The sequence below is a fragment of the Enterocloster aldenensis genome, assembly GCF_003434055.1.
Classification (GTDB): Bacteria; Bacillota; Clostridia; order Lachnospirales; family Lachnospiraceae; genus Enterocloster; species Enterocloster aldenensis.
In genome coordinates this window covers 142,675-161,778 of the sequence record NZ_QVEX01000007.1, presented here as the reverse complement: position 1 = coordinate 161,778, position 19,104 = coordinate 142,675, and the positions used below count along the sequence as shown (strand labels likewise).

The window sequence follows — 19,104 nt, the reverse complement described above, 5'->3', positions numbered from 1 at the left end:
TCCAATCGTCCATGTGTTCAGAAGCGCTTTTTCTCCTCTTCCGGAATAGCGGAATAAACATTTTTGATTTCTTTTAATACAAAATGCGTCCTGGTGGCCGACACACCTGGTATGCTCTTGATGGTCCTGTGTATGCTTTCCAATTCATCTGAGGAGGAACAGGATATCTTCAGCACAAAATCATAATCCCCTGTCAGATAGTAACAGTCCAGTATATTGGGATGTTCCAGGATCACCTCGGTAAATGAGTCGTGGAACCTTGGATGTTCCAGGCTGATCTCCATCAGGGCCGTCACATCGTTGCCCAGGGCCTTTGCATCCACCCTGACCGTGTATCCCTTTATGATCCCGGCTTCCTCCATTTTCTTAATACGGTCCAGCACAGCCGACACAGACAGATGGATGGCCTTGCTGATGTCAGATGCTGTCTCCCGTCCATTCTCTTTTAGTATGTTCAGTATTCTGTAGTCCAGTTTATCCATGTTAACCCCCTGCTGTTTTCCTTTTCAAAATTCCGGTTCTGGTATATACTGGTATAGTATAACATAAAAATACCAGGAGTTGAATATGAATCTTTCTTATTTGAAGTACGCCGTTGAAGTGGAAAAAACCGGTTCCATCACAAAAGCAGCCCAGAATTTCTATATGAACCAGCCCCATCTGAGCAAGATCATCCGGGAACTGGAGCGGGATCTGGGATGCCCCATATTTGACCGCACCAGCCGCGGCATGGTGCCCACCAGGCGCGGGGAAGAATTCCTCCGGTATGCCAAGGCCATCCTGGCCCAGGAAGAACAGATCGAGGCCCTCTGCGTTAAAAACAGCGAACGGACCCTGGAGGTCAGCTTAAGCGTACCCAGGGCCACCTATATTTCCTATGCGTTTACAGATTACCTGAAGGACATGCGGGCATTTCCCAGCGTCAGCCTCAGCTATAAGGAGACCAACTCCAAGGATACCATACGCGGCGTGTCCTCCAAGGCCTTTGACCTGGGGATCATACGCTGCCAGGCCCTATACGAACATTATTACATGAAAATGCTTCAGGATGAGAATCTGGACTGGAAGGAGCTGTGGGAGTTTTCCTGCAACGTGCTCATGTCCCCCAGCCATCCCCTGGCAGACAGGGACAGCCTTACCTATCTGGATTTTACGGACTGCCTGGAGATTGTCCAGGGCGATATCCAGAACCCTTCCTTTACCTTTGAAGCGCAGGACGCCTCTGCCACAGGCGGAAATTCACGTAAAATCATTTCCATCTATGACAGAGGCAGTCAGTTTGAGATATTAAGACAAATTCCCGGTTCCTATATGTGGACCTCCCCGGTGCCCTACAGCTGCCTGGAAAGCACAGGCCTGATTCAAAAGCGCTGCAGCTATCCCGGCAATGTCCACAAGGATATTCTGGTTTACAGAAGCGGTTACTCCTTCTCCAAGGATGAGAACGAATTCCTTCAATGTCTGGCCAGGATGATCAGCCGCCTGTCGGAACGATAAGGCGGCTTTTATTTTGCCCCGGACTGCCAGTAAGGTGAAACCTGGTCCAGGGGCATTTCCACAAGCCCCAGCCCGCCCACATAACCGTAGACCACAAATCCCCGCTTACACCAGAACGTGCATTCCAGGCAAGGGTCTTCGTCACAATAGGAAAATGCATCCTCATCCGCCAGGGCAAACACACAGGGGGACCGCTTTCCAGGCCCTATATATTTTATGTAGCCCCCGGTAAAGGTTTTCAGATAGAGCCACTCCAGCTCATGGCCCTCTTCCATATGAAAGAATACCTGGACCGCGTTATCATTATAGCCGCCCACGATCTTATAACTCAGGGTGCCGCACCTTCCCATGACCTCGGGCCGCACAGGCGCCAGCGGCTCCATCCGGCTGCCGCAGCAGCTTATGTCCGGTTCTGTCTGGTTCCATCCGGTGCGCTGGTAAACGCTGCCACATGTATGGCAGCGGTAGAATACCACCCCAGGACACTGGATAAGAGGTTTTCTGGAGGCCCGGCTTCTTCTGGGGCCAAAAACCTGCTCTTTCACAGCCTCACCCCCTCTTCTTCAAATCTTCCAGAAGCAGGTATTTCTTCACCTTACCGCTTCCGGTTCTCGGGATTTCCTTTATTTGTTCCAGCCGTTCGGGCCAATACCGCTTGGGCACATGTTTTTCCTTCATATAGGACAGCACCTGGTCCAGGCCCACGCAGACCCCCTGTTCAGGGACCACGTACGCACATATACGCTCACCCAGACGTTCATCCGGCATTCCGATTACAGCATGGTCCGCCACGCCGGGGCACCCCTCCAGGGCCTCATCAATGTAGTTGGAATTCAGGTTTTCCCCGCCCCGGACAATCATGTCCTTCTTCCTGCCCACAATACGGATATTACCCGCTTCATCCATGACGCAGAGGTCACCGCTGTAAAACCAGCCGTCATCAGTCAGGACCCGGTCCGTTTCCTCCCGGTCCTTAAGATAGCCCACAAACACATTGGGTCCCCTGGATATTTCCTCACCCACAATCCCGGGAGGCACCTCCCTGCCCTGTTCATCCACGACCCGGACCTGGATTCCCTCAAGGGGACGGCCCGATGTCCTTTCTTTCTGGGTCAGGGTTTCCCATGGCCTGACAAACACGTGAGGCACACTTTCCGTGGACCCGTATACCTCGCACAGGCAGATACCAAAGGCCGATGCCCGCAGCACCATGTCCCCAGGCACGGGCGCGCCTCCGCACAGATAGAACTTCAGGCTCTCAAGGCTTCCCCCCTCTTTTTCCAGATACTTAAGTATATCGTAGATAAACGGGGTGGAACCCATGGAATACGTGCATTTTTCCCGGTTCATGATGTGGATTGCCTCCGGGCATTTAAACTTTTGCTGAAGCACCACCTTTGCCCCCAATAACATGGGGGCAATGATTCCATGGTGGAAACCAGTGGCATGGTTCAGGGGCGCAGGCATGAACATGATGTCATTTTCATCCAGGCCAAGCTCCAGGTTGAATTGTTCCTCGCTGAATATGATGTTGCTGTGGGTCAGCATCACGCCTTTATTACTTCCGGTTGTTCCCGATGTGCCCAGTATCAGCGCCACTTCCAGCCCGTCCATTAAGCCGTATTCCTCCCTTGGAAGCGGGTCATAGGTTTCAAGGATTTCCCTGTAGGTGGTGAATCCTCCCTTTACCGGGCCAAGACTGTCCAGGAATACCGCATGCTTAAGGCCCGCAACCCTGTCCATGACAGCCAGGAGCCTTGCCTCATAATCCTTGCCGCGAAACCAGGCAGTGCCGAAATATATCTTGGTATCGGCTTTGTTCATGGCATGAATCAGATCAGGCTCCTCGTAGCACATGGCAATGGGATGCATCACGGCCCCCGCCTTCAGGCAGCCCATGGCAATCACCGCGAATTCACTCCACACCGGCACCTGGAAGGACACGCAGTCCCCCGGCTTAATCCCCATATCCTTTAAATAGGAAGCAATCCTGGAGGAAAGCACATCCACCTGGCTGTAGGTATGACGGTTTCCCCTGTCATCCACCACATATTCCCTGTCCGGGAACCGCTCCACGGTGCGCAGGAAGCGGTCCAGAAGGGTTTCATGGCCCCAGTACCCTTGTTCCAGGTAATACTCCTTCTGCTTCTGGTTTACCTTCATTGTGTCCATCACGTTCCTCAGGCCTGCTTCCTGGCTTTTAACTCCTTAATCAGGGCAGGGACAATCTCAAACAGATCCCCTACCAGGCAGTAATCCGCCACCTCGAATATGGGGGCGGAGGCATCCTTGTTAATGGCCACAATGGTGCCTGACCCGCTCATACCCGCCACGTGCTGGACCGCGCCGGAAATCCCGCAGGCAATATATAATTTGGGTGTCACCGTGGAGCCGGTCTGTCCCACCTGCCTGGACTGGGGCATCCAGCCCGAATCCACGGCAGCCCTGGAGCAGCCCACCGTGCCGCCTAAGAGGCCGGCCAGTTCCTTGAGTATTTCAAAGTTTTCCGGGTTCTTCATGCCGCGTCCGCCGGACACAACCACATCCGCCTCACCCACCGGTATGGTGCCGTCCTCACAGGCCTTTATAAAATCCACCACCTGGGTACGGATGTCTTTTGCATGGATGTCCTCCCGTATGACCGCTGCATGGTTCCCCTCCACCGGAGCCGGCTTCTTAAATGCGCCGGGCCTTACGGTTCCCATCTGGGGACGTGTGTCGCTGCAGAGGATCTGTGCGTACAGGTTGCCGCCAAAGGCAGGCCGCTCCCATACCACATTGCCAGTCTCCTCCACACTGAGCGCCGTACAATCCGCGGTCAGGCCGGTATGAAGGCTTACCGCAAGCTTGGAACCCAGGTCCCTGCCGTTGATGGTTGCTCCCACCAGTATGGTATTGGGGCTGTATTTCCTGCAAAGCTGAAGGAAAGCGTATCCGTATCCGTCCGCGGAATAATGCTGGTACTCATCCCCCTGCACCACATAAATCTTGTCTGCTCCATGTTTTTCCGCTTCCCGGATGCCCTGCTCCACATCTTTTCCGATTACCACTGCGCACAGCTGCTGGCCCAGTCCCTCTGCCAGCTTCCTGCCCTGCCCCAAAAGCTCCAGTCCGACATTTTTGGGGGTTCCTTCAAAACATTCTATAAATACCCATACGTCCTTATATTGTTCATAACCCATGATACTTCCCCCTTTCTACAGTACCTTCGACTCTTTAAGACAGTCCAGGAGCGACGCCGCCATCTTCTGCGGGCCTCCCTCTATGCGTACCCCGGTGGCTGTGCGTTTTGGGGTAAAGGTTGCCTTCACCTTGGTGGGCGAGCCTTTTAATCCGATTTTCGTGGTGTCAATGATATCCTTCATATCTTCAAGGGTCAGTTCCGGTATCTCAGCCTTCAGGGATTCCAGTTTTCCCCGAATGGTTGCGTAACGCGGCTTATTGGTCTCCTTGGTGGCAGTGCACAGCACGGGAAGCCTTGCTTCAATGACCTCCACGCCCTCTTCCACCTGACGTTTCGCGATTACCTTATCCCCCTCTATTTCCATGGACATGATATAGGTGAGGCGTATCATATCCAGATGCTCCGCAATACTGGGTGCTGTCTGCCCCGTGTCCCCGTCAATGGCCTGCTTGCCTCCCAGAACCACGTCAAAGGGTCCCAGGTGCCTGATGGCGCTGGATAATATATAGCTGGTGGCATAGGTATCAGAGCCGCCGAACGCGCGGTCCGTAATCAGATAAGCACGGTCCGCGCCCATGGAAAGCGCTTCCCTCAGCACCGCCTTGGCCTGAGGCGGCCCCATGGACAGGACAGTCACGCTTGCGCCGTAGGTATCCTTAAGCTGAAGGGCTGTTTCCACCGCATTCCTGTCAAAGGGATTTAAAATGCTGGGAACGCCGGTGCGTATCAATGTATTCTTTACCGGATCAATCTTTATCTCTGTTGTATCCGGGACCTGTTTTACACATACAACAATCTTCATCATAATCCCCCTTCTATTTGTATTCCTTGTTCAGGACATTTGCTATGGTCATACGCTGGATCTGGTTGGTGCCTTCAAAAATCTGGAATACCTTCACATCCCGCATCAGCTTTTCAACCGGGTATTCCCGGCTGTATCCGTATCCGCCAAAGACCTGTACTGCGTTGGACGTGACTTCCTGGGCGCAGTCCGTGACAAAGGTCTTGGTAATGGAACCTTCCTTCTGGACCAGGCTGCCCGCATCCATCATCCTCATTGTATTGTTGACAAGGCATCTGGAAGCTTCAACCTTGATTGCCATGTCGGCCAACAGGGCCTGGACCATCTGGAAATTAATAATAGGGGTATTGAACTGCTTGCGCTCCTTTGCGTATTTGACGGCCTCATCCAGCGCCCTCTGCATGATTCCCACGGCCAGGGTGGCAACAAAGGCCCGGGACAGGTTAAGGGCATTCAATGCCAGTTTAAAGCCAGAGCCTTCCGGGCCCAGCATGCGGTCCTTGGGAACCCTTACATTTTCAAAAATCAGGTCCGTTGTATTGGAAAGCCTGAGCCCCATCTTGTTTTCATGGGCGCCCACCGATACCCCAGGCGTGTTCCTGTCAATGATAAAGGCTGAGATACCCTTGTGTCCTGCTTCCGGGCTGGTTTTAAAAAAGCCCACATAGATATCTGACAGGGCGCCGTTGGTAATGAATGTCTTGGTGGCATTGAGCACATACTCATCCCTGTCCAGCACAGCACTTCCCCGGATGCCTGCCGGGTCCGAGCCCGCGTTAGGCTCTGTCAGGGCAAATCCGGCAAAGCTTCCCCTGTTGATGATATCCGCAAAATACTGTGCCTGTTCCGGTGTCCCGGCCAGGATTACGTTGCGCAGCGCCACAAAGGTTGTCACAAAGGTGATTGCATAACCGGCGTCCACCTTTGCCAGTTCCTCAAAAATCATGGCCGTGGTCTCGTAGCTTAAGCCGGTCCCGCCATACTGGGCCGGTATTTCCAGCATGTGCAGGCCCATCTTAAACCCCCAGTCAAACAGTTCCCTGGGGCACTCTCCCTTTTCGTCCGCTTCCTGGACATAGGGCTTGATTTCATGTTCCGCCATATCCCGGACCAGGGCAATGAGTTCCTTTTGTTCCTCTGTATATAGTAATGCCATTTTCTTTCCCCTTCCCTCTCTTTATGATGAACCGCCTTCCCTCTCCCTGGCCGCCGGCCCTGCCGGAATATACATGGACAGGGCTGCCGGCCCTGTCCATGTGGGATGTAAGGCTATGTGTCCCGGCCGGATATTCAGATTACATACTCTACCTGACCGCCGAATTTAACCGCGCTCTTTGCAATGGTAATGCGCTGTACGGTGGGGGCGCCTTCCTCCAGCCACATGGCGCGGCAGTCCCGGTACATGCGCTCAACCGGACCATAAGGATTATCCTCAAAGTAACCAACGCCTCCGAAGATTTCCAGCATCTCATCGCTTACCAGCCTTACGGTATCAATGCTGAACAGTTTGCACATGGCAGCCTTTTCTTCTATGTACGTTCCGTCTGCCTTCACCTCATAATCCTTTGCAAAATCATATACCATACAGCGCAGGGCATGGATGTTCATCTGCATATTGGCAATCTTCATCTTTATCGCCTGGCGTGTGGCAATGGGTTTGCCAAAGGTCACGCGGTCAGCCGCATACTTTAAGGACATCTCAAGCATCCTCTGGGCCATCCCCAGATTGCTGGCAGCGATATGTGCCCTGGAAACAGATAAGGAATGGAGTGCAATTTCAAGCCCCTGTCCTTCCTGGCCCAGCAGGTATTTTTTATCAATGCGGCAGTTGGTGAACTTAAGGTCCCCATGGCCCGCTCCCCTGCATCCCATCATATGGGGCATGTTAATCACTTCAAAGCCCGGGGCGTCCATGGGAACAAAGAATGCGGATAAACGGTCGGCCTTATCCGAATCCGGATTAGTCACTGCGATTACATATGCAAATTCACAGCAGTCCGTATGGGAAATCAGGGTCTTCTCACCATTTAAGATGTAGCTGTCCCCGTCCCTTACCGCGGTTGTGTGCAGGTCTGCGCCGGTTCCTCCGGTGGCTTCTGTCAGTGCGAAACAGGTAAACACGGTCTTATCCTGGAATTTAGGCATGTACTCTGCCTTTAACTCTTCATTTCCATAATCGTCCAGGATCCTCCAGTTCAGATCCATTGCATAATGCAGATGCATCCTCATTCCGCCCGGTCCCCTGGAAAATTCCTCCTGTACCTGAAGGATTTCCAGCTCCGACAACCCATATCCGCCGTATTCTTCGGGAAGCGCGCAGCGGTATAAATCATTCTCAATGGCCAGGTCGTAAAACTCCTGGGGGAACTTGTTGGTAACTTCCACTTCTTTCTGGATTTCCTCCAAAGGGCCTTCTGCAAGCCTGCGGATCTGCATCAGATAATCCTTAAACTGCTGGGGTGATAATTTGCTCATAGGGTAATTCCTCCTTATTATATTTGTTTTAATCAATTTTTTAACAATCTCTTGATGATTCCATTATAATATATATTGTTTCACATATCCAATCGGCCTTTCCCCAAGTTTTGTGCACAATCTATAGATTATGCCTATGATTTCCATTTTCTATTGTGCACATCAACATTGTATGATATATTGTCCCCATCAGTAATCAATGAAAACAGGAGGTATTGATGACATGAGACAGGACATATTGGAAGGCATCCGCCGCCATATCCAGCCCCTGGCAGGAGTGGAGCATGCACAGATCCTGGAAATCGCACCGGGCCATGCCAAACTGGGCCTTGACATCCTTCCATGTTCCCTGAATCTTTACGGAAACCTTCATGGGGAGTGATTTTTACACTCTGCGACATGGCGGCCGGCATGGCCACCTATGCGTACGAAGTGTCCAATGTAACCCAGCAGGGCTGCATCCACTTTATTAAGAGCGTTGATTCAGGCAAACTGTACGTGCAGGCAGACGCGGTGCACAAGGGAAGCAAAACCGCAATCCATCATGTGGTGATTACCACCCCGGAGGGAAAGACCGTGGCGGACGCCACCTTTACCATGTTCCTGTTCGACCCCATCTGAATCCCGGTCAGGGGCCGGTCCCGCCATTGCCCTGCACCGCAGGAGCCTTAAGTGGGGACGCTGCCGAATTCCGGCCCCTTGTCCAGCACATGCTGGATATAATTTTTCACGGCCGGCGTCAGATAGTTGTTCCTGTGGTAAACCATATAAACCAGCCTGGCTTCCGCCTCCAGCTCCACCTTAAGGTGGACCAGGTTGTCAAACTGCTTAAGAAGCATCGTGTCGGCCACAATGGCAACCACCTGGTTGATGGCAGTATATCCTCCGATGGTGGTCTCGTCATAACCATAGTGGGTGGCCTTCAGGTTATGCTTCCTCAGTTCCTTTTTAATGATTCTGCCCACAGGGCTGTTTTCCGGATAAGTAAGGATTTCATAGGGCTCCAGGTCCTCCAGCTTCATGGGCTGGCCGGCAAGGGATGCCAGGGGATGCTTCTTATTGACAATGGTGGCATATTCCTGGGACAGGATCGGGGTGAAGCACAGGTCTGTCTCCCCTTCCGACATGGAGCAGAACCCCACATCGTATGCATCCGACCTGACCCCCTCCACAATGGCCGGCGTCATGCCGTTGAATACGTTGAACTTAACCGTGGGGTTGCATTCCTGCATATAGCTGTTAATGGAGCGGGGCAGGAAATCCCCGCACAGCGTGGGTATGCATGCCACATCAATCACGCCTCCTATGGTCCCGGAGTTTTCTTTTGCATTGTCAATCCCCACCTCCAGTTCAACCAGGGCCTTGCATACATGGACATAAAAATCACGTCCGTATTTGGTCAGCTTTACCCCCCGTCCTTCCCGCTGGAACAGGTCGATGCCCAGATCCCTTTCCAGGGACAGGATGGAAGCGCTGAGACTGGGCTGGGTGATGTAAAGTTCCTGGGCCGCCTTTGTATAATGCTGCACTTCAGCCAGTTTGCGGAAATAGTACAGCTGCGAAAGATTCATTTACAAAATACCTCCTTATCGAAGCACCTGCAGGGCTTTTGCCCCGCGCATCTTCCCGCGGGGCAAAAACCCTTTTATCAGTTTCCTGTTCCTTCAAAGCCAGGGCCATGGCTGAGCGCCGTCACACTGTCGGGCATGGGCGGGCCGTCATAGCATTTTACCGCCCCTTCCTGCTCCAGACGGGTAATCTCTTTGGGGCTGTATCCATATTCCTCCATCACCTTCCTGGTGTCAGCCCCGATGGGCCTGGACCGGAAGAGGACCGGATCACCTACGCTTCTTAGGCGGATAGGACTGGTAGGCACGCTGACCTCCCCCAGGGAATCATAGTGGATCTTCCTCAGGATATCGTTGGCATAAGCCTCCTCGTCATTCAGGATATCATCCATGGTAAAGCACTTCTGGAACGGGATGTCATTTTCCTTAAAGGCCTTTTCCCAGTACTCAAAATCCTTCTTTGCAAAGGCTTCCTCCATCCACGCAATCATCTGCACGTTGTTCCCTGTCTCGTTAAGCACCTCCAGGGTGTCATATTCCTTATTCCCAATCAGATGCTCCAGCCCTATGACCTTCATGACCAGTTCAAAATATTTGTTGTAATGGCCAAAACACATCAGGAACCAAATCCCGTCCCTGGAACGGTAGCAGTTGTTGGTGGGGCAGGGCACCTCTTTCCTTGAGCGCGGATACTCCCCTCCCTGCTGGGATACTGCCACGGCGCTTGACATCCCCCATATGGCGCAGTGGTAGAGGTTGACTACGACCTTGTCCCCCTTACCGCACCTGAGCCTGCGCACCAGGGCTGCCAGGATACCTGCCGTAAGGGCCACGGAGGCATTCCAGTCCCCAAACGCCACCGGCACATTGGCCGGCTCAAAATGCTCCCCCTTTTGCGGGAAGGCCATGACCAGGCCGCCCCTGGATGAATAGGAGGTGGCGTCAAATCCTTTGGAATCCCGCTCAGGCCCCCGTTCCCCATACCCCCGCATCTGTCCGAAGACAATGTGGGGGAACTTGCTGCTTAGGGTTTCATAGTCAAGGCCCAGCCGTTTAAGGGCAGGGTCCCTGAAGCTGGTAACCACGATATCCGAATCCCCTATGAGACGGTAAATGAACGCCTGTCCCTGGGCCGTCTTCAGGTTGATGCTGAGCCACTGCTTATTCATGGAGCTCAGATCATAAGCCTGGTCATCGAATTCCGTCTTGGACTTCATCCCCCAGCTGGCTCCCTGGGTACGCTGCTCATCCCCCACAAAGGGTTCCACCTTATACACGGTGGCGCCCATCTCACCTAAAATCCGCGGACATGCAGGCGCTGCCACATAGGCGGTCAGATCCACTACCTTTATTCCCTCTAATCCAATCATTGCAACACCTCATCCTCCTCTTTCTGTTTTTGCAGGTTGAACTGGTAATCCTGCCTGATTTTTTCCGGTCCGCACAAAAGGAAGTAAAGAAGGATTCCGATACCGATCCCCCATGCCCCTCCTCTGGCCACCATGACCCCTGACATCATACCGGCAATACCCAGGTCCGTCTTATCCCCTGCAAGGGAAACAGCTATCTGGGTGCACACATAACCCTGGATCATGACCAGAACCGCCAGGACTGCCCCTGAACCGGCCAGCGCCACCAGATAAAGCGGGTAGCAGAACAGGCCGATTACTGCCAGGATCATGTTGGTGCCATACCCGTCCCATATGCTGTCCATGCCTTCCCTGCCTGAGTTCTTATACCGCTGGAACGTGGAAACCGCGTACGGGGCGCTCATAGGCCCTCCCAAAGGAGGAAACGGGGTCAAAAGGCCCAGGAACAGGTTGCGCAGGCCGCATACAACATTGGTCCTGTTGGTGTTATAGTCCACCAGCTCATCCTCCCGGGCAGCGTCCATACCCAGCTGCTTAACCGTGATAAAATCCCCAAAGGCAATGATATACGCCACAAAAGCAATGGGAAGGGCCTGAAACCAGGTTGCGGCAGGAGCGAAGCCGATGTAAAAGGGCGACATGGAGCGGATTGCCCCCGCAAAATCAGGCGTGGCCAGAATCTGTGTGAAACTGACCATGGAATAATCAATCTCTCCGGTGACCGCCCCTACCAGGAGACATACGAACACGCCGCAGGCAAATGCAAACCGTCCCATGATACGGAACAAATGGATGCGCTCTGAATGCTTCTTAAAATAGGTGCTGAACATGAAGTAGAATACTACCATGGACCCGGCAAAGATGGTGATGGGATAGGTATATAACCCCGCCCCTTCCTTGAACTGGCTGAAAGCCGCGGTGACCGCGGTCCCCATGACAATACCTGCTTTGATGGAAGGCGGTACCATACCCGTAATCTTCCTGGCGCATCCGGTCACTCCCAGCACGATGAACAGGACCCCAAGCTCTATCTGAAGGGCGCCCATGGCCTGCATCCTGGGGATACCTTCCCCGTAACCGTTGAGAAATACAATTACCAGGGCAAGGGCCGGGGTAATCCATCCGCCAACCGTGGCATCCCCCAGCAGCCAGTGGAGGCAGTAGGCCAGGCAGCTGAATACAATCACTGCCCACGCCTGCCGGTTTTCAATTCCCAGTATCCCCACCAGGGTGGCAATGGCCGCCAGGGAGGTGACGCTGTTGCAGAGGCCGGTAATTGCTTCCGGCCCCGTAAATCGGAAATGGATGAAGGGCAGCCTTATCTTAAACATGCCGCATCCTATATAAGGCTGCTCTTTTCCATATTCTCTTTTTAACACTGACATATGTAACCCTCCAGTCCCCCGCTGCCCCCTATGGAACCAGGATAATCCTCAGTCCCTCTCTGTTATCCAGCATCTTCATGGCTTTCTCAAATTCTGAGAACGGAAGTGTGTGGCTTCCTATTTCCTTGATATCCAGGCCGTTTGCCATCATATCCAGGCCCTGGAACCAGGTCTTGCGCTCATATGCCCGGTTGCCGATGATGCTTAACTGACGCATGGAGATTGTGGTCATGTCCAGGGTGGACTTTTCTTTTGGAAGACCGGAAATACCGATTTTTCCGTTTTTAGCCAGCATCTGGACGCCCTGCTCCACGGCGCGGGCATTGCCTGCCGCATCAAAGGCCACCTGCACGCCCCGTCCGCCCGTAAGTTCCTTTACGCGCTCCACCGGGTCGCATTCTTCACAGTTAATGGGGATGGCTCCCATCTTTTCAGCCAGGGCCAGACGTTTCTTATCAACCCCAAGTCCGGTAATCATGACCTTTTCAATGCCAATATATTTTAAGACCTTGAGCATCAGCAGCCCAATGGCCCCGCAGCCCAGCACAACCGCACAGTCGCCCATCTGTGGGTTCACCCGGTCAACCGCATTGATGGCAACGCCAAGGGCTTCTAAGAGCGCGCCCTCTTCATAGGATACATTGTCAGGAAGAGGAATCAGGTTGGTGCCGCGGATGGCCACATACTCTGCAAATGCGCCCGGAAGGTCTGTTCCGTAGAACGGGCGGTTATCACATATGTTAATCTGTCCTTTGGCACAGTAAGAACAGACATTACAGAACAGAACCGGATTGACCACAACCCTGTCCCCAATCTTAAAATTCTTGGGGGCTGCCGGTCCGATTTCAGCCACTACCCCTGAAAACTCATGACCAAAGATTGCCGGGAACTGGATTTTGTAGTTCTTGGCAATTGCCTCATTCCATCCATACAGGGAATGGTCCGTCCCGCAGATACCGCAGGCCTTTACCTGTACCAGTATCTCATCCTCTTTAATCTCCGGCTTTGGAAAATCCGTTACATACTCCATACATCCTGGCTTTGGGGCTGTTTTGATGATTGCTGCCATTGTCTCACTCATAGTTCTATCTCCTCTCATTTTTCCCGGAGCGGACCGGGTTGGCCGGGCGCGCTCCATTTATTTGAATTGCTGTAACAGTATGGCCTTCTATCTGCGGACCGGTTACTGGCAGGACCAGCCTCCGTCCAGAATGGCTGTCTGTCCTGTTGTGTAGGATGACTGGGGCAGGCAGAAATATAAAACAGCGGCCGCCATCTCGTCCGTGGTGCCCATTTTCCCCAGCGGCGTCTTATCCAGCACGTTTTTAAGCCTTGCTTCGTCCGCCAAAAGTCCGGATACCATATCAGTCATCACGTAACCAGGGGCAACGCCGTTAACATTAATCTGGTACGGGGCCAGGTCGATGGCCAGCGCTTTTACCATGGCCATCACAGCGCCCTTGGTAATGCAGTACGGGGCAATGTTCTGCATGGCGGAGATACCTCTCTGGGAAGTCATGAACACAATCCTCCCTCCCCCTGTTTTGGCCATTTCCTTTCCGCATGCCTGGGCCAGGAAATACCCTGCGTCCAGATTCAGGTCAAAAATCCTGCGCCAGTCCTCCCTGGTAAAATCAAAGGTATGGCATCTTGGAAGGGCCATTCCCGCGTTAGATACAAGGATGTCAATCCTTCCGTACGTGGATATGGTTTCAGATACAATCTTGTCAATATCCTCCTGCTTTGTCACATCGGCTGAAACCGCAATGGCTTCTCCGCCCGCCTCCCTGATGGATGACACGGTTGATTCCAGTTTTTCTTTCCTTCTGGCCGCCACCACGATCTTGGCGCCTGCTGCCGCCAATGTCTCGGCGCATGCAGCCCCGATACCGGTGCCCCCGCCTGTGACAATGGCCACCTTGCCGTCCAGATGTTCCTTAGGATCCACACTAAACCAATTTTTACCCATATTCCTTATTCCTCCTTTATTGATACTTTTATAACCCCTTCTTGTGCCAGACTTTCTGCCTGTTCCCCGGTATATCCCAGCCTTAACAGCAGCTCCTTTGAGTGCTCGCCCAATGCGGGCGGCGGCAGGATATCCTTTAGGGACAGGGGAAGGTTGGACATTTTATGGGGGATATTTGTCTGAAGCACCTTCCCGGTCCCTGGGAAGGTATGATACTCAATCAGCCCATGTTCCTGCTGCAGTATGCCTGCAATGGCTTCGCCCTTACTGAGCACAGGCGCCATGCACAGGTCCTTGTCGCTGAGCCACTCCTTCCATTCTTCCAGTGACCTGGAAGCCATGATTCCTTCCATCCTGGAAAATGCTTCAGGCGCCTCATGTCTGCGGCACATCTGGACAGGCACCAGTTCAGGCGCCCCGGTCAGGCGGCAGAATTCCTTCCAGAACTTCTCCTCCACCATCCCAACCGCGATTTTCCCTCCGTCCTTTGTATCGTAGATGTTGTAGCACACAGCCGGATACTCCAGGTCCTTTGCATCAAGGCTGCCCCCGTAAAAGTAATAGCGGCTGTCCAGCATGCTGTTCCACCATACAAAGGAATCAAACATGGATATATCGATATAATTCCCTTTCCCGCTTACGCTCCTCTGATAAAGGGCTGCCAGCATGGCCTGGGCGGCCACCATGCCGCTGGCCAGGTCGCACAGATGCAGCGGGCTGGTCTTGCCCCCGTTTAAGGACAGGTACCCGGACTGGGCCTGCATGTTAATGTCGTGCAGTGCCTTCAGGCTGTTGGGATTCGATTGTCCGTAACCTGATAATGAACAATATATGATGTCCGGCTTTACAGCCTTTATCTGTTCGTAGTCAATGCCCAGGCGGGTCGTCACCCCTGGCCGGAAGCTTTCCAGTATGATATCCGACTTTGCCGCCAGCTTATGGAAGATTTCCTTTCCCTCCCGGGATTTCAGGTTCACGGACAGGCTTTTCTTATTCCTTGCAAGGGCTGTAAAATAATAGCTCTCCCCCTGCATCACCGGTTCATCGTGGCGGCAGAAATCCCCCCTGCCCGTATCCTCCACCTTGATGACCTCTGCTCCCATATCAGCCAGGACCTGTGTGGCGTATCCGCCCGGAAGATATCGGGACAGATCCAGCACGGTTAATCCTGAAAACTCATTTTTCCTTGTGCAATCCACCTTTTTCCTCCTTTATGCTGCCTTTACCTGATCTGCATAACGGCTTTTTACATACATGAGAAGCAGGCATACCACAATTCCTGCAACCCCCACCCCAATGGCAATACCGTAGGCATTGGCGTAGGAAGTGGCCATGACCGCGCCGTCCGGTCCCAGCATCTTTGTCTTGGCAGCTATCTGCGGGCCAAAGTAAGAGCCTGAGGCATAGCCAAGAAACATGATCCCATAATTCACCCCGCTGTTCTCCATCCCAAATACCTTCTGGGTAAACGGCGGGAAACATACAAGTACGCCTCCGAAGGCCGCGCCGATAAATATAAGGCAGGTAATGAAAAGCGGGATTGTAAATGCATTCTTCATAACGAAAAGGGACAATATGGTCACCACCAGTATGATCAGAACAGTCTTGGCCTCCCCCAGTCTGTCACAGACACGGCCAAATCCCATCCGTCCCACAAAATTGGCAAGGGCGCTGATCCCCACAATCCAGGATGCCGCCGCCGTACCAACCCCCAGCTGGGCCTGGGCAATGCCTGAAAGCGCGCCTACAAACATGATTCCCGTCATGCTGGCCAGACACATAAGCACAATCATCAGCCAGAAACGCAGTGTCTTCATCATTTCCAAGGGGCCATACTCCCTGTCCGCCTTCTCCAGGTTCGTAACCGAGGCAGGGATGGGAGGCGCCACCCAGTCCTTGCCGGGAACGGTCATGATCCAGCCCACGGCCCACACCAGGACAATATAAGCAGCTCCAATCACGGACAACCCTTTTGCCCCAAGGCCCAGGCCGTTACACAGGATCTCGCCGAACCTGGAGGTCAGGAATGGCCCGATGGACGCTGACATGAGCAAGAGCCCCGACATGGTCCCCTTTTTCTCCGGATACCATTTAAGGCCCGTGGCAACTGAGGAATTGTAGATAAGGCCGGAGCCGATTCCGTTGACCACCCCGAAAAACAGATAGAACATGGGTACCGACGTGGTGAGCCCTCCTACCAGCCATCCAAAGCCATAGAGGAAACCTCCCAGATAAATCACGATCCTGGGGCCAATCTTGTCAACCGCCCTTCCGGAAAAAATGCCAAGTGTGGCTGCAAACAGCTGCTGTATGGTATAAGCAATGGAAATCTGGCTGTCCGTCCCCCCCGTGGCCTCCATAATGGAAGCTTTAAACACAGAATAAGCTGAAATTCCCGCTGCCACGAAAATGACAATCCAGGATGCTGCAAATACCTTTTTCCTTAAGCTGTAATCTTGTGCAGTTGCCATGTAATACCCTCCTTCATTATTTTGTTATTTTTTTAACAATTATTGCGCAGATATCTCCCGGAGATTGCATCTTAGACCAGGGGGTGGTAAAAGTTTTGAATCAATCTTAGGTTATCTTTATTATATAGCCAATCATTATACATATCCAATTGAAAGCAATGTGCCTTTAGTGCACCTTTCATAGTCATTTTCTATGAGTCTGTTTTTTATATGTATGTTTTGCACTTTACAGCTTTTATAATCCGCGTTATCATCTGCTTATCATACAAAAATCAGGCGTATTGATCCATTTCCATCAATACGCCTGTCTTTCTTCCATATATAATATCAATATAAAATATGCATTTATAATATCAATTTATGGCCATGTCTTAATTACCGGATAGTATCCGCGCAATTTCACTGTCCTCATTCAGAATCACCGTCTTGTTGTCCCCCCTCAGGGAGGCCTTTATGGCATCCAGGGAACGTACATAATTATAGAAATCAGCCTTGGACTCATCATTATACGCTTCGCTCAGTATCTGCATATACCTTGCCTCGCCCTCGGCCTTGATTTTCTCAGCCTCTGCGTTGGCCTTGGCCACGGTTTCCTTCACTGTCTTGTCCGTCTCGTTCTTAATCAGGGAGGACTGGTATTCCCCGTCCGCAGTATACTGGGCCGCAATGTTATTGCGCTCGGAAATCATGCGCTGGTAAACCGATTCCTTGTTGGAATCCGGCAGGTCCAGCTTCTTTGTCTCCACTGCATAGATGTGGATGCCGTAGGAATCCATGGCAGTGCCGATATTGTCCGTGATTGTCTTTGCCAGGTCGCCGTCGCGCCCGGATATGATATCCGCCTGGTTGGTGGAGCTGAGCACGTTCTTGATTGAGTTGTACACAACATTGCCCAGCCTTACCTCAGCCTTTTCCTTGCTGGCGTTTAAGGAGGACAGGTACTTGACCGGGTCGTTGATGTCCCATATGACAAAGGAGTCCACTGTCATCACCTTCTTATCCTTGGTGGTCACATCGCTGGGGTACAGGTCCGATATCATCTTGTACCTGGGTATCTTCTGTACGGACTGGAGGAAGGGCACTTTTAAGGACGGACCGGCGCTGTCCTCTACGCGCACCACCTTTCCGAACTGTATGATCAGGCTGTATTCATTGGCCCTTGTGACCACCACCGGGTTAAAGATGGTGACGGCAATCAGTATGATTACGGCAATCCCTATATTCCTCATGAATTTTGTCAGCGTCCTCATTGCTGGGTACCTCCCTTCTGGCTGTCACTTACAAAAGAATCCAGGGGCAGCATGGTCTGGGTGCCGTCCGAACCGTTGACAATGACCTTCAGGCCCGGAAGCAGCTCCTCCATGGTCTCATAGAACATCCTCTTCTTGGTAATCAGCGGGTACTTGGCATACTCCTCATACATATCATTGAAGCGGGAAACCTGTCCCTCTGCCTCGCTGATACGCTGCTGCCTGTAGGCTTCCGCATCCCTTGCAGCCTTATCCGCCTTGGCATTGGCAGCCGGCAGCTGCTCTGACTGGTATTTCTTGGCCTCGTTTATCTTGGTGTCCATGCCCTGTTTGGCGTCCTCCACTGCCTTGAACGCATTGTTCACAGCCTCGGTGGGCGGCTCCGCATCCTGTATGGTCACATTGACAATGCCGATTCCTATATCCTCCTGTTCCAGGCGCTCGGAAAGCAGGGCCTTGACCTTGGCCTGTATCTCGGATTTGCCCGTGGTAATCACCTCGTCCACACTGTAGGAGCCCACCGTGTCCCTGATATAGGACTGGGCCAGGTTCTTAAGGATGGATATGGCATATTGGCTGTTGATATATGCCTTGATGGGGTCCACAATCTGATATTCGATATAGAAATCCACGTTCACAAAGTTGAAATCCTTGGTTATCATCTCTGATTCAGAAGGAATGGATACCGTGTTCTCCGGCGTCCCCTCCCCGTCATCCACCCTGCTGGACGCGTTTATGTGGCTGTTAAGCAACGGCGCGCCGGCTCCTGTCTGGGAGCTGTAATCCGGGTCATAGCCAATGGGCATGCCCCTGATTTCCTTGGACATCTTATACACCTTCTGTATGAAGGGGTATTTAAACTTAGGCCCTGAGGTCATGACGCTGGAGGGCCTGCCGAAGGTGGTGACCACAGCCATCTCATTCTCGGACAGCGTATAAAAGGAATCCAGGGCAGCTACCCCCACCAGCGCCAGGATGATCGCGAATTTAACAGGGCGCAGCATGCGTTTCATCTTCTTATTGTTATCCGCGCCATTGTCAATGACAACTTCCGGTCCGTCTTTCCCGCTTTTCCCGCCAGGACCGACAAACTTCTTACCCATAAAAAAATTCATTCAGGCTTTCCTCCTTTT

At 52.6% G+C, this 19,104-nt stretch carries 19 protein-coding genes; 3 read left to right on the top strand and 16 right to left on the bottom strand.

Annotated features, from left to right (window positions below; translation table 11 throughout):
• Positions 1-17 precede the first annotated feature (17 nt).
• Entirely contained in the window at positions 18-482 is a 465-nt protein-coding gene (locus tag DWX59_RS15905) for an Lrp/AsnC family transcriptional regulator (RefSeq protein WP_117560197.1), read from the bottom strand.
• Positions 483-567: 85 nt separating this feature from the next.
• On the opposite strand from DWX59_RS15905, the gene DWX59_RS15900 reads away from it, so the two are divergent.
• Positions 568-1,497, top strand: a complete 930-nt coding sequence (locus DWX59_RS15900) for a LysR family transcriptional regulator (protein WP_117560196.1) — start codon at positions 568-570, stop codon at positions 1,495-1,497.
• Between the two features lie 8 nt (positions 1,498-1,505).
• On the opposite strand, the gene DWX59_RS15895 is transcribed toward DWX59_RS15900, so the two are convergent.
• From DWX59_RS15895 to DWX59_RS15870, 6 genes are all read right to left on the bottom strand, one after another.
• Complete coding sequence (locus DWX59_RS15895) at positions 1,506-2,042, bottom strand: hypothetical protein (RefSeq protein WP_117560195.1); 537 nt, start codon at positions 2,040-2,042, stop codon at positions 1,506-1,508.
• A 4-nt stretch (positions 2,043-2,046) separates the two neighbouring features.
• A complete protein-coding gene (fadK, locus tag DWX59_RS15890; protein ID WP_180215662.1) occupies positions 2,047-3,669 on the bottom strand; it encodes a medium-chain fatty-acid--CoA ligase in 1,623 nt (540 codons plus the stop codon).
• A gap of 8 nt (positions 3,670-3,677) precedes the next feature.
• Positions 3,678-4,679: an electron transfer flavoprotein subunit alpha/FixB family protein gene (locus DWX59_RS15885; RefSeq protein ID WP_117560193.1), complete on the bottom strand. Its 1,002-nt coding sequence runs from the start codon at positions 4,677-4,679 to the stop codon at positions 3,678-3,680.
• A gap of 15 nt (positions 4,680-4,694) precedes the next feature.
• The gene (locus DWX59_RS15880; RefSeq protein WP_117560192.1) at positions 4,695-5,483 is read right to left on the bottom strand and encodes an electron transfer flavoprotein subunit beta/FixA family protein; all 789 of its coding nucleotides are present in this window, start codon (positions 5,481-5,483) and stop codon (positions 4,695-4,697) included.
• Between the two features lie 13 nt (positions 5,484-5,496).
• Complete coding sequence (locus DWX59_RS15875; RefSeq protein ID WP_117560191.1) at positions 5,497-6,639, bottom strand: acyl-CoA dehydrogenase family protein; 1,143 nt, start codon at positions 6,637-6,639, stop codon at positions 5,497-5,499.
• Positions 6,640-6,773: 134 nt separating this feature from the next.
• On the bottom strand, positions 6,774-7,958 hold the full coding sequence (locus tag DWX59_RS15870; protein WP_117560190.1) for an acyl-CoA dehydrogenase family protein: 1,185 nt from the start codon (positions 7,956-7,958) through the stop codon (positions 6,774-6,776).
• A gap of 223 nt (positions 7,959-8,181) precedes the next feature.
• Here DWX59_RS15870 and DWX59_RS29365 point away from each other — a divergent pair, with 223 nt between their 5' ends.
• Entirely contained in the window at positions 8,182-8,340 is a 159-nt protein-coding gene (locus DWX59_RS29365; protein ID WP_235845077.1) for a hypothetical protein, read from the top strand.
• The gene (locus DWX59_RS29360) at positions 8,337-8,579 is read left to right on the top strand and encodes a PaaI family thioesterase (protein ID WP_235845076.1); all 243 of its coding nucleotides are present in this window, start codon (positions 8,337-8,339) and stop codon (positions 8,577-8,579) included. Before DWX59_RS29365 ends, DWX59_RS29360 begins: the two co-directional genes overlap by 4 nt.
• A gap of 47 nt (positions 8,580-8,626) precedes the next feature.
• Here the strand turns inward: DWX59_RS29360 and DWX59_RS15860 are convergent, their stop codons facing one another.
• The 9 genes from DWX59_RS15860 to hflK form a co-directional block, all read right to left on the bottom strand.
• Positions 8,627-9,529: a LysR family transcriptional regulator gene (locus DWX59_RS15860; RefSeq protein WP_117560189.1), complete on the bottom strand. Its 903-nt coding sequence runs from the start codon at positions 9,527-9,529 to the stop codon at positions 8,627-8,629.
• A 77-nt stretch (positions 9,530-9,606) separates the two neighbouring features.
• Entirely contained in the window at positions 9,607-10,896 is a 1,290-nt protein-coding gene (locus tag DWX59_RS15855; protein WP_117560188.1) for a CaiB/BaiF CoA transferase family protein, read from the bottom strand.
• The gene (locus DWX59_RS15850) at positions 10,893-12,281 is read right to left on the bottom strand and encodes a hypothetical protein (protein WP_117560187.1); all 1,389 of its coding nucleotides are present in this window, start codon (positions 12,279-12,281) and stop codon (positions 10,893-10,895) included. Before DWX59_RS15850 ends, DWX59_RS15855 begins: the two co-directional genes overlap by 4 nt.
• Positions 12,282-12,309: 28 nt before the next feature.
• On the bottom strand, positions 12,310-13,362 hold the full coding sequence (locus DWX59_RS15845) for a zinc-dependent alcohol dehydrogenase (protein WP_117560186.1): 1,053 nt from the start codon (positions 13,360-13,362) through the stop codon (positions 12,310-12,312).
• A 102-nt stretch (positions 13,363-13,464) separates the two neighbouring features.
• Positions 13,465-14,250, bottom strand: coding sequence for an SDR family NAD(P)-dependent oxidoreductase (locus DWX59_RS15840; protein WP_117560185.1), 786 nt, complete (start codon positions 14,248-14,250; stop codon positions 13,465-13,467).
• Positions 14,251-14,255: 5 nt separating this feature from the next.
• Positions 14,256-15,449 carry a CaiB/BaiF CoA transferase family protein gene (locus DWX59_RS15835; protein ID WP_117560184.1) on the bottom strand — a complete coding sequence of 398 codons (1,194 nt, stop codon included), beginning with the start codon at positions 15,447-15,449 and terminating at the stop codon, positions 14,256-14,258.
• Positions 15,450-15,461: 12 nt separating this feature from the next.
• The gene (locus DWX59_RS15830; protein WP_117560183.1) at positions 15,462-16,721 is read right to left on the bottom strand and encodes an MFS transporter; all 1,260 of its coding nucleotides are present in this window, start codon (positions 16,719-16,721) and stop codon (positions 15,462-15,464) included.
• Between the two features lie 371 nt (positions 16,722-17,092).
• Entirely contained in the window at positions 17,093-17,971 is an 879-nt protein-coding gene (gene hflC, locus DWX59_RS15825; RefSeq protein WP_117560182.1) for a protease modulator HflC, read from the bottom strand.
• Positions 17,968-19,086 (bottom strand): FtsH protease activity modulator HflK, encoded by a 1,119-nt coding sequence (gene hflK, locus DWX59_RS15820; protein ID WP_117560181.1) that lies wholly within the window; start codon positions 19,084-19,086, stop codon positions 17,968-17,970. The genes hflC and hflK overlap by 4 nt, the downstream gene beginning before the upstream one ends.
• Positions 19,087-19,104: the final 18 nt, after the last annotated feature.